Annotated in this window: 13 protein-coding genes; 8 read left to right on the forward strand and 5 right to left on the reverse strand. The window is 41.7% G+C overall.

The window, feature by feature from the left end; translation table 11 throughout:
- Positions 1 to 63: 63 nt before the first annotated feature.
- On the reverse strand, positions 64 to 306 hold the full coding sequence (locus tag CWC30_RS05570) for an HP1242/YdcH family protein (RefSeq protein WP_013463823.1): 243 nt from the start codon (positions 304 to 306) through the stop codon (positions 64 to 66).
- Positions 307 to 537: 231 nt separating this feature from the next.
- On the opposite strand from CWC30_RS05570, the gene CWC30_RS05575 reads away from it, so the two are divergent.
- The 8 genes from CWC30_RS05575 to speD all read left to right on the forward strand — a co-directional run bounded on the left by CWC30_RS05575 (position 538) and on the right by speD (position 8,369).
- Positions 538 to 1,119 carry an anthranilate synthase component II gene (locus CWC30_RS05575; protein WP_036980977.1) on the forward strand — a complete coding sequence of 194 codons (582 nt, stop codon included), beginning with the start codon at positions 538 to 540 and terminating at the stop codon, positions 1,117 to 1,119.
- A 44-nt stretch (positions 1,120 to 1,163) separates the two neighbouring features.
- On the forward strand, positions 1,164 to 2,324 hold the full coding sequence (locus CWC30_RS05580) for an HDOD domain-containing protein (RefSeq protein WP_138626636.1): 1,161 nt from the start codon (positions 1,164 to 1,166) through the stop codon (positions 2,322 to 2,324).
- 369 nt (positions 2,325 to 2,693) lie between these two features.
- A complete protein-coding gene (locus tag CWC30_RS05585; RefSeq protein ID WP_138626637.1) occupies positions 2,694 to 3,899 on the forward strand; it encodes an aspartate aminotransferase family protein in 1,206 nt (401 codons plus the stop codon).
- A gap of 84 nt (positions 3,900 to 3,983) precedes the next feature.
- Positions 3,984 to 5,000, forward strand: coding sequence for an arginine N-succinyltransferase (gene astA / locus CWC30_RS05590; protein WP_036980981.1), 1,017 nt, complete (start codon positions 3,984 to 3,986; stop codon positions 4,998 to 5,000).
- Positions 5,001 to 5,015: 15 nt separating this feature from the next.
- A complete protein-coding gene (astD, locus tag CWC30_RS05595; protein WP_076922670.1) occupies positions 5,016 to 6,485 on the forward strand; it encodes a succinylglutamate-semialdehyde dehydrogenase in 1,470 nt (489 codons plus the stop codon).
- 136 nt (positions 6,486 to 6,621) lie between these two features.
- Positions 6,622 to 6,960: a DUF3802 family protein gene (locus CWC30_RS05600; protein ID WP_036980984.1), complete on the forward strand. Its 339-nt coding sequence runs from the start codon at positions 6,622 to 6,624 to the stop codon at positions 6,958 to 6,960.
- 95 nt (positions 6,961 to 7,055) lie between these two features.
- Positions 7,056 to 7,469 carry an OsmC family protein gene (locus CWC30_RS05605; RefSeq protein ID WP_036980986.1) on the forward strand — a complete coding sequence of 138 codons (414 nt, stop codon included), beginning with the start codon at positions 7,056 to 7,058 and terminating at the stop codon, positions 7,467 to 7,469.
- A gap of 87 nt (positions 7,470 to 7,556) precedes the next feature.
- Positions 7,557 to 8,369, forward strand: coding sequence for an adenosylmethionine decarboxylase (gene speD, locus CWC30_RS05610; protein ID WP_036980988.1), 813 nt, complete (start codon positions 7,557 to 7,559; stop codon positions 8,367 to 8,369).
- A gap of 99 nt (positions 8,370 to 8,468) precedes the next feature.
- On the opposite strand, the gene CWC30_RS05615 is transcribed toward speD, so the two are convergent.
- The 4 genes from CWC30_RS05615 to CWC30_RS05630 all read right to left on the reverse strand — a co-directional run bounded on the left by CWC30_RS05615 (position 8,469) and on the right by CWC30_RS05630 (position 13,216).
- Positions 8,469 to 9,734 (reverse strand): aromatic amino acid transport family protein, encoded by a 1,266-nt coding sequence (locus CWC30_RS05615; protein ID WP_069440239.1) that lies wholly within the window; start codon positions 9,732 to 9,734, stop codon positions 8,469 to 8,471.
- Between the two features lie 350 nt (positions 9,735 to 10,084).
- Complete coding sequence (gene cysQ / locus CWC30_RS05620; RefSeq protein WP_069440240.1) at positions 10,085 to 10,855, reverse strand: 3'(2'),5'-bisphosphate nucleotidase CysQ; 771 nt, start codon at positions 10,853 to 10,855, stop codon at positions 10,085 to 10,087.
- A gap of 9 nt (positions 10,856 to 10,864) precedes the next feature.
- Positions 10,865 to 11,458 (reverse strand): adenylyl-sulfate kinase, encoded by a 594-nt coding sequence (gene cysC, locus CWC30_RS05625; RefSeq protein ID WP_069440241.1) that lies wholly within the window; start codon positions 11,456 to 11,458, stop codon positions 10,865 to 10,867.
- 33 nt (positions 11,459 to 11,491) lie between these two features.
- On the reverse strand, positions 11,492 to 13,216 hold the full coding sequence (locus tag CWC30_RS05630; RefSeq protein WP_069440242.1) for an SLC13 family permease: 1,725 nt from the start codon (positions 13,214 to 13,216) through the stop codon (positions 11,492 to 11,494).
- Between the last annotated feature and the right edge of the window lies 1 nt (position 13,217).

Genomic DNA, 13,217 nt, shown 5'->3' on the forward strand with positions numbered 1-13,217 from the left:
GTAGGAGAGAGGTGAACACTCAATTCTGGCGCCTACAATTTAATAGGCGCCAAATAACAACAATTAATTAGCATCCGTTAATTGTTGATGTAGCCAATCTTTTAATACCATTCGGTCGTGTTTTAACTGCTGCATGGCTTCGTCATCTATGGGTGAGTCTTGTAGCTCAAGTACTCGAATTTCTTTATCGATTTCATTATATTGCTTTGCTTTGGTTGCAAAGTTTTCATCGTTTGCATTAAGTTTTGCAATAGTTTGCGTGTAATCAGGAAAATCTTTGGTTAATGAATGGTCTTCGCCTAACATAGGTTACTCCTTAAATGGCTGTTGCATAATGCACGTCACGTTATATAAAAATGATCAGTGACTTGGGGTGACCCCATACAACAGAGCTTGGGCTGATCTAAAATAAATCAACCGTTATTGGTTGTTAGTGTGTCTATTTATGTTTGTTGGGCTGCAAAACGCTGACACCTGCAAAGGCTTCAGTTAGAATATGCCTGCGACAGGCCCTAATTACTTTGAGTACTTTATTGCATGCTTTTAATGATCGATAACTACGACTCGTTCACCTATAACTTGGTACAGTATTTTCAGCGCTTAGATCAAGACGTGTTGGTAAAACGTAACGACCAAATAACGCTGAGTGAGATCAAACAGTTAAACCCAGATCATATTGTGATTTCTCCAGGGCCTAAAAACCCGACTGAAGCGGGAGTGTCGTTATCTGTGGTAGAGCAGTTTAAAGGAGTTTATCCTATATTAGGTATTTGTTTGGGGCACCAAACCATTGCTCAAGTGCTAGGTGGTAAAGTAGTGCGAGCTAAACAGGTTATGCATGGCAAAACATCGCCTATTTATCATCAGCATCAAGGTATGTTTAAAGGTTTACCTAACCCGCTGACAGTGTGCCGCTACCATTCTTTAATTGTTGAAGCACACTCATTGCCTAAAGAACTAGAAGTCACAGCGTGGACTCAAAGCAACACTGGGCAGCGTGATGAAATTATGGGATTATTACATAACGAGCTCGCGCTCGAAGGCGTGCAATTTCATCCTGAAGCAATTTTGACAGAGCAAGGCTTAGCTTTACTTGATAACTTTTTAACACGCTTCTAGGCTTATACCTGCAAGCTATTTACTTTTTCCCTAAGATAGAGCTTATGACTGACACATTGCAGCAACAGCGTATTGTTAACGTGCTACATCAACGAGCGCATGATTTGCTACTGGGTCATAGTTTTGCCAACCAGCAAATAGGCTTTATTCATACCTTAGATCTCAATGATGGTAAACCGGTTAAAAATCGTACCTTATTAGAAGTTGAAGTGGCCGCTCAGCAAAAGCGTCAACAAAAAAGTACTTCACATCAAAAGTTACAGGCAAAAACCAGTCAAAAATTACATACGGTTATTGAAACCGTGATTGCTAAACGTCTTGAAGACATCGATTTTGTTATTAAAGACACCATTGGCATAGAAGATAACGTGTGCGCCATACTTGATATACTGGCTACTCGCGCCGCCTCGGTTGGCCGTTTAGAGCCGCTAGTTAACGATTTAAACTGGCTTGGACGAGAGCTGGTTACCTTAGTTAATTTACCTTTTTATCGTAAGCAACGCAGTAAAGGCACCTCAGTCAAAGTAGATACCCCAGCGTTGGCATTACGTTATTTGGGCTTAGATAACCTGCAACTTGTAGTGCCTACTTTTGCAGTGCGCCATTGGATGCCACATAGCACAGAACCCTTCACGTTATTAAAGCGCAGGTTAAAAGACAACACCATGTCGTGTGCAATTGCAGCGCAAACGCTTGCCCAGCTTAACGGGGTAAACCCAATGCATGCGTTTACATTGGGCATGTTACTTAATGTAGGGCAAATTGCTTTAGTGCGCTTATACCTAAAAGTGTTTGATCAGGTATGGCAGCGCAAAGTACTGCGTGCTCGTGAAGAAGGTGATAAAAACTTACACACCGCGCTATTAGAGCTAAAACCAGATCCGTTATTTTTAACAACACTGCTACACGAAAAATCACTGCTTGTTAGCGCTAAGGTGATTGAGAGCATGTCATTTAAATATTTGCCGTTTGACAGTGCTATGCAGCAGTTAGTGAATGGAGTAGCAAAGGGCGATAGTTTATTGCCATTAGCGCAAGTAATTTTAAAAGCGCGTTGTTACTCTCAATACTTAAATTTAAAAGAGCACCAGCTTATTGAAGACGATGAATTACAAAGCTGGTTTAGCTATTATCAGTTCACTAAAAAAGAGTTAGATACCTTACAAACGGGTAATTTTACTAATTTGGCACTCCAAATCGATTAAATCTGTTAATTTTTTTGCGACTATTCATTCACTTTAATTCTACTTCTTCATGTGCTGTTGGTTTATAAGCGCCATGCCTTTTTCGTTGTAGAGGCGCTTACTAAGGTAAGCATGCGTTATTTTTAGCTGCCAAATAGTTATTCACTATCTATGAAATAATATCTTAAGCCCTTTATTTTAAAGGGGTACATGAAAGTTTTTGAAGAGACATAACTCCAAATTTCTGAAATAATGAGCGCCTGAAAATTGAACCACAACGTAGTTTCAGGCAAATATAATCGTATTAATTTTGCCCACCTATTTGGTTATTAACAATAATCACACCCCTATTCTACTGCTTTGTGATGCACACAATTAAGAGGAAATAAAATGACAGTCAATCGCGAATTATTTGATCACGTAATGGTTCCTAACTACGCACCTTCAAGCGTAATTCCAGTTCGAGGCGAAGGCTCTCGTGTATGGGATCAACAAGGACGAGAGTTTATCGACTTTGCTGGTGGTATTGCCGTTAACTGTCTTGGCCATTGCCATCCTGCATTAGTAGGTGCATTAAAAGAGCAGGGCGAAAAAATTTGGCATTTATCTAATGTAATGACCAATGAGCCAGCGCTTCGCTTAGCTAAGAAAATGGTTGATGCGACTTTTGCAGAAAAAGTTTACTTTGCAAACTCAGGCGCAGAAGCAAACGAAGCGGCACTTAAATTAGCGCGTCGTTTTGCGCTTGATAAATTTGGCGCGGAAAAGTCGCAAATTATCGCCTTTAATAAAGGTTTCCATGGTCGTACCTTCTTCACGGTTACTGTAGGCGGTCAAGCGGCTTACTCTGACGGTTTTGGTCCTAAGCCAGGCGACATTGTTCATTGTGACTACAATGACCTTGCCGCATTTGAAGCGTTGATTAGCGATAACACCTGTGCGGTAATGATGGAGCCAATTCAAGGCGAAGGCGGTATCATTTCGCCAACTGACGAATTTGCTCAAGGCGTTCGTGATTTATGTACTAAGCACAATGCATTGCTAATTTTTGATGAAGTGCAATCAGGTGTTGGCCGTACAGGTGAGCTATATGCATACCAAGGTTTAAACGTAGTGCCTGATATTTTAACTTCAGCAAAAGCTCTCGGTGGCGGTTTCCCAATTGGCGCTATGCTAACAACCACTGAAATTGCACAGCACCTCAAAGTAGGTACTCATGGTTCTACTTACGGCGGTAACCCATTAGCGTGTGCAGTTGCAGAAGCCGCATTTGATACTGTAAATAACCCAGATGTTTTAGCGGGCGTTAAAGCAAAGTCGGCGTTATTTACTGAGCTATTAAATGCCATTAACGATAAGTACAACGTATTTAGTGAAATTCGTGGCCAAGGTTTATTAATTGGTGCTGTAGTAAACGAGCAATACAAAGGCCGTGCAAAAGAGTTTTTAGTTGCCGGTACTGAGCATGGCTTAATGTCATTGGTTGCTGGTGCTGATGTGGTTCGTTTCACTCCTTCTTTAGTCATACCTGAAGCGGATATTCGCGAAGGTATGGCACGCTTTGAAAAAGCAGTAGCCCACGTTGTAAATGCGTAATTGCTAATTCAACTGCTTTAGGGGCAAACGTAGTTTGCCTTGCAGTTCCTATTTACCGTTATATATAAGGGAGTAAGCGGATTCATGATGATCCTTCGCCCAATCCAAAAAAGTGATTATGCAGCTTTAGTAACCATCGCCGACGAGTCGGGACATGGCTTTACTTCTTTGCCTAATAATGAAGAGTTATTACAAAAGAAGATAGCGCATTCAGTTAACTCATTTACAAAAACAACATCACAACCAGGTGATGAGGGTTACTTATTTGTTCTTGAAGATACTGAAACTGGTGAAGTAGTCGGTACTTCAGGTATTGAAGCCGCAGTTGGCTTAGATGACGCATTTTATCATTATCATTTGAGTAAAGTGATTCACTCTTCGCGCACGCTAGATGTGTATAAAGCGGTAGATATTCTCACCCTTTGTAATGACTACACTGGGGCGACAGAGCTGTGCACACTGTTTTTAAAAGACGGCTATCGTAAAAATTGTAACGGTAAGCTGCTTTCAAAAGCGCGTTTTATGTTTATAAAACAGCATCAACAGCGCTTTGCACAAACCGTTATTGCAGAAATGCGCGGTGTATCTGACGAAAACGGTAGTAGCCCATTTTGGCAGTGGCTTGAAGAGCACTTTTTCTCTATGGACTTCCCAACGGCAGATTATCTGACGGGAATAGGGCAAAAAGTATTTATTGCTGAGCTTATGCCTAAATACCCAATTTACGTCAACTTATTGAGTAAAGACGCGCAAGCGGTTATAGGTCAAGTGCATGACAATACGCGCCCTGCAATTCAACTATTGAAAAGTGAAGGTTTTACTTTTAATGGTTACGTTGACATTTTTGATGCGGGTCCAACCGTTGAAGCAAAAGTAGATAACATTGCGACAATTCGCAATGCACAAAACTTTAGCGTTGAAATTGGCGAAATGACAGGCGATACCATGGTGTTGTTAGCCAATGACAAACTTGAAGACTTTAGAGCAACAGTAGCGCCAATGGCATTTGACGAGCGCTCAAACAGCCTGGTATTAACACAGCAACTTGCTGATGCATTACATTTGAAATCGGGCGATTTTGTTACTGCTACCCCAGTTTAATTTAGGAGAAAGTATATGACTCATCCTGCACAATTTATTAATGGTCAATGGTCACCAGGCCAAGGCACAGAATTTAACTCAGTTAACCCTGCAAATAACGATGTTATTTGGCAGGCATCAGCTGCAAGCGCTGAGCAAGTAGATAGCGCGGTAGCCTCTGCGCGTGAAGCATTTTATAGCTGGGCTGATAAAAGCTTTGCGCAGCGCTTAGAAATTGTAAAAACCTTTGCTGCAACGTTAAAAGAGCATAGCGAAGAGTTGGCTGTGGCAATAGCTCAAGAAACAGGTAAGCCACTTTGGGAAACGCGTACTGAAGCGGGTGCCATGGTCGGAAAAATTGCCATTGCTGAAAAAGCATTTTTAGAGCGTACCGGCGACGTTGAAAACGCGATGCCGCAAGGCCGTGCGATGATCCGCCATAAGCCACACGGTGTTGTTGCTGTATTTGGTCCTTATAACTTCCCTGGGCATTTACCAAATGGCCACATTGTACCTGCACTTTTAGCTGGTAATACCGTGGTATTTAAACCGTCTGAACTAACACCTATGGTGGCTGAGCTAACCCTTAAACTATGGGAAAAAGCCGGTTTACCAGCAGGGGTTATTAACCTTGTACAAGGTGAAGTTGAAACAGGTAAAGCATTGGCATCACACAAAGGCATTGATGGTTTATTCTTTACTGGGTCTTCTCGTACGGGTCATATTTTACATGAGCAGTTCGCAGGTCAACCAGGTAAGATTTTAGCGCTTGAAATGGGTGGTAATAATCCGCTGATCGTTAAAGATGCAGAAGATACGCTTGCTGTTGTGCACGATATTGTGCAATCTGCGTTTATCTCAAGCGGCCAACGCTGTACGTGTGCGCGTAAATTGTTTTTACCAACAGGTGCTAAAGGCGATGAAATTTTAGCTCGCCTAATTACAGCGACTAAAGCAATCAAAGTTGGTAACTATGACGATGCTGACCAACCATTTATGGGCTCTATGATTTCAACGGCCGCTGCCGCTGGAATGGTTAAAGCACAAGATGAGTTAAAGGCCATGGGTGGCGAAGTGCTAGTTGAACTTAAGCACACAGCAAACACTGGTTTTGTTACACCGGGTATCATTGAGTGTACAAATATCAATGACTTCCCAGATGAAGAGCATTTTGGTCCGCTTCTAAAAGTATTCCGTTTTGATGACTTTGACCAAGCAATTGATAAAGCAAACGACACGAGCTTTGGTTTATCAGCAGGCCTACTCAGTGATAACCAAGCCGATTACGATCATTTCTTACGTCGTATCCGTGCAGGTATTGTTAACTGGAACCGTCCAATTACCGGTGCATCAAGTGCAGCGCCGTTTGGCGGTATTGGTGCTTCAGGTAACCACAGAGCAAGCGCTTATTATGCCGCTGACTACTGTGCATACCCTGTTGCGTCTGTGGAGCTTGAAAAAGTAACCATGCCAGCAACATTAAGCCCAGGTTTAAAAATCGATTAATCGATTTTTAAACTAGTAATAAATCACTAAAAAAGCAGCTTCGGCTGCTTTTTTAGTACTGCAATCTCACAAAGCTAGCAATTATCAGTGCTTTCTGCTTAAATTAAACAACCAGTATTTTCGAGGTAAGTAGACAATGGTTTTAAACAGGCAAGGGTACGATGACTTAATAATGTACCTAACTCAGAACTTAGCGTTGTTTGAAAAACCAGGTGAAATAAAGCCAGGTGCACCAACGGTTATTGAGTTAATCGAAGATGTAATTGCCGAAAATGTCATACGCATTTGTCAACAACACCCCGATCTATCTACAGAGCAGCGTAGTCAAATTGTACGCGAAGTTGATGGCATTGTTTACGACTTACAAGAAGTACTCAGCAGTGTGACTTCTCACACCGCCACAGTTGAACAGCATGCTTTTATTGATGAGTTTGCAGGGCTAGTCAAAAACTTATTTGATAACGCTATTAGTTAATATTTCCCCCTTTAAAACCACGCTTTATTCGCTATTTAATTTTAAATGCGTGCGAGTGTCTGCGTGTAATGAATATAAATTATTGAGATAAAACAATGCAAGCAAATGTAAAATGGGTTGAAGGTAATACTTACATCGGTCGCTCTAATAGCAATCATAATGTCGTGTTTGATGCGGGCAGTGACGGAGCAGCACCTAGCCCAATGGAAATGGTATTGATGTCGGTTGGTGGTTGTTCATCGGTTGATGTGGTGAGTATTTTAAAAAAAACTAAGCAAGAGTTCTCATCAGTAGATGTGCAGTTAACCGCTGAACGAGCAGAAACAGCCCCGCGCGTGTTCACCAAAATTAATTTACACTTTGTTGTAACCGGTAATAATGTATCTGAAAAGCACCTAGAAAGAGCGGTTTCGCTTTCGGCAGAAAAGTATTGTTCAGTTGCATTAATGCTTGATAAAACAGTAGAAATTACCCACAGCCATGAAGTTGTTCAAGAACAGGCAAAATAACGCTTTTTCCGTGAGTAAAATTCGTATAAAATCCGCGAACTTTTCATTCTGCAGGTGCAGATTTCACTAATTTATAGGTTGGTTTATATGAACAAACCCTTCGATAAACTTAAACTTCATGGCTTTAATAATTTAACTAAAAGCCTAAGCTTTAGTATTTACGATATTTGCTATGCAAAAACAGAGCAACAACGTAAAGAATATATAGAATATATCGATGAGCAGTATAGTGCAGATAGACTAACCGACATTTTAGGTGATGTGGTTGATATTATTGGTGCCAATATTTTAAATATTGCACGTCAAGATTACGAGCCACAAGGTGCCAGCGTAACTATCTTGGTTTCAGAAGAGCCAGTAGAAGAGCAGCAAAATTATGATGCTGATGAAGCACCAGGGCCGTTACCTGACTCAGTGGTTGCACACCTTGATAAAAGTCACATTTGTGTTCACACGTACCCTGAAGCACACCCTGATGATGGTATTTGTACTTTCCGTGCTGATATTGAAGTATCAACCTGTGGCATTATTTCGCCGCTTAAAGCGTTAAACTTCTTAATCCATAGCCTTGAGTCTGATGTGGTAACGATTGATTACCGTGTGCGTGGTTTTACCCGTGATGTAAACGGCGTTAAACATTACATTGACCATGCAATTAATTCGATTCAAAACTTCATGACAGAAGATACCAAAGAAGCGTACCAAATGATGGACGTGAACGTGTATCAAGAAAACCTGTTCCATACCAAAATGATGCTAAAAGAGACCGATTTAAATACGTATTTATTTGGTTTATCTACTGATGATTTGTCAGATGACGAAGAAGAAGAGATTCGCTCAAAACTAACGCGTGAAATGCAAGAAATATTCTATGGCCGTAACCTGCCAGATACAGAATAATAGCAACGAATTAAATAAAAATGGCGCTCATTGAGCGCCATTTTTATTTGTCTGAGAAAGCTCAAGTAAATGAGCAGGGCTTTTGTAAAAAATACTTGCTTAGCTAAGCATGCTGTACAGTAACGCACACACAGCTAATGAACCGACAGCCAGTACAAATAAGGTACTTAAACGATTACGGTACTTTTGTAAGCTAGGCACTTTGTAAACTGCAATCATTGGCATAATGAATAAAATCATCGCAATGATTGGGCCTGATAACTGATCCATCATATCTAGTATGCTTGGGTTTTTAACCGCGCAGAACCAAATAGCGAAAAACATCAGTACCGCACCCACTTTGTCAGCCACTTTAGGGCTCATGCTTGAGTGTTTAGTCACTAACCCAGTAAAGCTTTCGCGCGCCCCTAAAAAGTGACCTAAAAACGACGACATAATAGCAATAAAGGCAACCAAAGGTCCCAGCGTTGCAATAAATGAGTTTTCTGTAATATTAGCTAAGTAAGACAAAACAGAGACGTTTGCCGCTTTGGCTTCTGCCATTTGCTCACCTGTAAGCGATAACACACACGAGAATACAAATAACAAAACAAAGGTGATCAGTAATAAGCTGGTACGTTTTAGAATTGCTTCTGACTTAGACGTTGCTAGTTCACCGTAGTGACTGCGTTGTTTATTAACAAAGCTTGAAATAGCCGCTGCATGGCTAAACGAAAATACAATAATAGGAATTGATAACCAAAGTGTTTTACTAAAGCTGCCAAGTTCAGGCAAGCTTGTATCGGGCATTTGCCAGCTTGGGATTAAATACAAAGACAAAAAGAATAAAATACCTACTAACGGGTAAACTAAAATAGCAAAGGCGCGCAGCATTAAGCGCTCACCGCCCATCATTAAGCCAATCATTAGCGCAACTAAAATACCCGATAAAGCAACGCGTGACGGCGACTCCATCCCTAATTGATTGACCATAAAGCTGTCTACCGTATTGGTTAAGCCCACACCGTAAATAAGCAAAATAGGGAAAATCGATAAAAAGTATAACAAGGAGATCAGTCGACCCGCATTTACGCCAAAGTGCTCTTCTACTACATCGGTAAAGTCAGCCTCTTTATTTTTTGACGATAATACAAAACGCGCCAAACCACGGTGCGCCAAAAAGGTCATTGGAAAGGCTAAGCTTGCTAGAATAATCAGCGGCCAGAACCCGCCTATACCAATATTGATAGGTAAAAATAAAATGCCCGCGCCCACTGCGGTGCCAAAAAGGCTCAGTGTCCACTGCGTATCATGTAGGTTCCATTTTGACGTGTGTGTGTCTTGTGATGATGCATTTGAAAGCGTTGCACCTTGAGATGTTGTCATGTGTGTGTATCCATTATTTATAATAATAATTGCGCCGAAGAATATAGTTTTTAGGCACTCATTTCATGTGTTTTTATGTCTTGGATATAAATTTGTTGTAGCGTATTAGTTACTGACTGTCACGAATACGAAACAGCGTTTAAAAGCTGCGCAATTAGTGTAGGAATATGCCGCGAAATGCGTGAATAATGTTCACTTTTTTGAGTTAAGAGTGTGGGGAATATATTTATATGTATTTGTTAAAGTGCTAAGTGCTTGTTGGGTTTCGTTCCACTCAACCCAACCTACGGTGTTTAAATTGCCATTGAGCTACTCGCGACTCTAAGCCCGTAGCTCGCAACTCTTAGCTTTTATTCTTCCACCGCACTCACTACAAAATACGGGTTCAAATATTCATCTTTGGTGTTATATAAAAGCGGGCTGCCATCAAGTTGAGTTACTTTTGCACCGGCTATTTCGGCGATGGCGTGGCCTGCTCCGGTATCCCATTCACAAGTTGGGCCTAAGCGCGGGTAAATGTCGGCGCTGCCTTCGGCGACTAAACACAGTTTGAGTGAGCTGCCTTTTGATACCATTTCAACCTCATCAAAGCGTTTTACAAATTCAGCTAAATCAGGGGAAGGGTGGGAGCGGCTACCTACAACACGAATAAGGCCTTTGTTAGGCTTGGTGGTAACTTTAAGCTCGATGCGCTCATCGCCTTTATCTTTAAAAGCACCAATGGCTTCGGCGGCTAAATAAGATACACCCAGTGCAGGGGCATCAACCACGGCTAAAACCGGTTTGCCATTTTCGATTAGGGCAATATTAACGGTAAACTCGCCGTTCTTTTTTATAAATTCTTTGGTGCCATCGATTGGGTCAACCAGCCAGTAGCTTTTCCATGTTTGGCGTACATCCCAACCAATATCGGCACTTTCTTCACTAAGCACAGGGATATCTGGGGTGAGCTCTTTTAGTCCTGCACTAATGATTTTATGAGCTGCTAAGTCGGCGTCGGTTACAGGGCTTTCATCGGCTTTGTACTCAACGTTAAAGTCTTTATTGTAAATACCCATAATCGCGCTGCCCGCTTTGCGGGCGAGAATAAGGGTTTCTTCTAGCAGTTCAGTGTGGTTCATTACATGGGCCTATAGTATATGCTGATGTTTTAGATACGTTATCAGTTGAGCTACCGATTGGTCTAGGGTGTTTTTACTGGTATCTAAAATTATTTCAGGATTAACCGGCGGCTGATAGGTTGAATCAATCCCGGTAAAGTGTTTAATTTCACCGGCGCGTGCTTTTTTGTATAAGCCTTTTGGGTCGCGGCTTTCGCACACCTCAAGAGGGGTGTCGATAAAAACTTCGATAAATTCACCTTCATCTACTAACTCACGAACCATGTCGCGCTCAGCTTTAAAAGGAGATATAAACGCAGTAAGGACTAACAAACCAGCGTCAACCATTAGCTTGGCTGTTTCGCCTACGCGGCGGATATTTTCAACGCGATCGGCATCACTAAAGCCCAAATCTTTACATAAACCATGGCGAACATTGTCGCCATCAAGTAGGTACGTGTGCGCACCTTGCTGATTGAGTGCCGCTTCTAGTGCATTAGCAACGGTGCTTTTACCTGAGCCAGAAAAACCAGTAAACCATAAAATAGCCGGCTTATGCTTTTTTTGTTTGCTGCGCTGTACTTTAGTGGTGGCGTAATTATGCCAAACAATATTGTTATCCATTTGCTGTGTCTCTTTATGCTATAAGCGCGGGCATTAAAACGGAAATACCAGCGGGATCAAAGTTAGTACGGTAATTGAATAAATAATAGAAAGGGGTAGCCCCATCATTACATAGTCTTTTAGTCGGTAGTTACCCGCGCTATAAACCATTAAGTTAGTTTGATAACCAAAAGGTGAAATAAAGCTGGCTGAGGCGCCAAATGCAACCGCCATAATAAACGGCAAAGGTTCTACGTTAAAGCCAATAGCCAATGAGTAGGCAACCGGAAACGAAAGTGCCGCTGCGGCGTTATTAGTGATCAATTCGGTAAATAACACCGTCATTAAAAAGATTGCGATAAACGCGCCATAAGGGCCAAAGTCGCCTAGCACTACAAACATGGCGTCTGATATTTGCCCAGCAAGGCCGGTGCCTATCATCAGTTTAGCTAAACCTATGGCACTACCTACTACGGCAAGTAACTCAATAGGAAAGCGGCGTTTTATTTCGCTCAGCTTAATCGTGCCACACATCATCAGCCCAATAAGTAACACTAACAAGCCTTTAACCAGCGGTACTGCACCTAAAATACTTAACCCCAGCACACCCGCAAAGCTTAACAACACAATATTTGATTGTTTTGCGTTGAGGTGGGTTTGTAAATCAAGCCCTGAAATATACACAAACTCGCGTTTTAAGTTCGTGAGGCTATAAAAGCTTTTTCCTGGTGCGAGGATTAATGAATCACCCGCTTGTAATCGCACTTGGCCAAGCCCACCTCGTAAACGGTCATGCCCACGGCGAATAGCAATAACGGCCGCATGAAACTGCTCTCTAAAGCGGGCTTCTTTTACCGTTTTGCCAATTAACTTAGACGACTGGCTAACCACAACTTCAACGAGGTGTTCAATGTCTTTCTCGTGTTTGTCGTGCACTACTTTTAATCCATCAAAGCGAGTGAGCAAAGGCACTGACTTTATATCGCCTACAAACAGCAGTATGTCGTCTTGTTGAATAATATGTTGGGGGGTCACGGCGCAAATGCGATTGCCATCGCGAATAATTTCAGCCAAAAACAAGTCTTTTAAATCGCGTAAACCGTTTTCTTCAACGGTGCGGTTTATTAGTTTAGAGCCGGTTTGTACTTTCCCTTCTAAATAAAAAGGCACCACCTCTTGGCTATTTTTACCATTGTCGGGCAGGCATTTTAGCATCACCAAAATAGTGATTAAGCCAACACTGAGTGCGCCTAAACCCACTAAGGTAAAATCAAAAAAGCCTAATGGTGCCATCCCCGCATCTACTGCAAAGCCATTTACGATTAAGTTAGTAGAGGTACCGATGAGTGTAATAGTACCGCCTAAAATTGCGGTGTACGACAAGGGTAGCAACAGCTTTGAAGGGGAGTGGTTTGGGTTATCTTTTATGGCGGTAATTAAAGAAGCAACCACCGCAGTATTGTTAGTAAAGGAAGACAAAAACGCCGTAGAAAGCCCAAGCTTGGTCACTGATTTTACTAAACTGCCACTGGATAACGATTTAGCTAAGCGTTGAATAAGCGTGGTTTTTTCTATCGCTATCGACACTAAAATTAATAACACTAAGGTGATTAATGATGGATTAGTATAATTAACCAGCATGCTTTCTAAGTCAATTAACCCCGCTAGGTAGCTGGTGCCTATGGCACTGACAAATAACCACGCAGGATTAATACGGGTGCCAAACAGGCACCCGACTAAAAGCAACATAATGCCTGTTAAAATGAGCTGTTCTACCATG

The organism is Pseudoalteromonas sp. S4741 (assembly GCF_005886135.1).
Classification (GTDB): domain Bacteria; phylum Pseudomonadota; class Gammaproteobacteria; order Enterobacterales; family Alteromonadaceae; genus Pseudoalteromonas; species Pseudoalteromonas tetraodonis.

Coding starts and splice junctions, on each gene's coding strand:
- CWC30_RS05575 (WP_036980977.1), top strand. CDS start 538: ATGCTTTTAATGATCGATAACTACGACTCGTTCACCTATAACTTGGTA.
- speD (WP_036980988.1), top strand. CDS start 7,557: ATGAACAAACCCTTCGATAAACTTAAACTTCATGGCTTTAATAATTTA.
- CWC30_RS05600 (WP_036980984.1), top strand. CDS start 6,622: ATGGTTTTAAACAGGCAAGGGTACGATGACTTAATAATGTACCTAACT.
- astD (WP_076922670.1), top strand. CDS start 5,016: ATGACTCATCCTGCACAATTTATTAATGGTCAATGGTCACCAGGCCAA.
- astA (WP_036980981.1), top strand. CDS start 3,984: ATGATGATCCTTCGCCCAATCCAAAAAAGTGATTATGCAGCTTTAGTA.
- CWC30_RS05615 (WP_069440239.1), bottom strand. CDS start 9,734: ATGACAACATCTCAAGGTGCAACGCTTTCAAATGCATCATCACAAGAC.
- CWC30_RS05630 (WP_069440242.1), bottom strand. CDS start 13,216: ATGGTAGAACAGCTCATTTTAACAGGCATTATGTTGCTTTTAGTCGGG.
- CWC30_RS05585 (WP_138626637.1), top strand. CDS start 2,694: ATGACAGTCAATCGCGAATTATTTGATCACGTAATGGTTCCTAACTAC.
- cysQ (WP_069440240.1), bottom strand. CDS start 10,855: ATGAACCACACTGAACTGCTAGAAGAAACCCTTATTCTCGCCCGCAAA.
- CWC30_RS05570 (WP_013463823.1), bottom strand. CDS start 306: ATGTTAGGCGAAGACCATTCATTAACCAAAGATTTTCCTGATTACACG.
- cysC (WP_069440241.1), bottom strand. CDS start 11,458: ATGGATAACAATATTGTTTGGCATAATTACGCCACCACTAAAGTACAG.
- CWC30_RS05605 (WP_036980986.1), top strand. CDS start 7,056: ATGCAAGCAAATGTAAAATGGGTTGAAGGTAATACTTACATCGGTCGC.
- CWC30_RS05580 (WP_138626636.1), top strand. CDS start 1,164: ATGACTGACACATTGCAGCAACAGCGTATTGTTAACGTGCTACATCAA.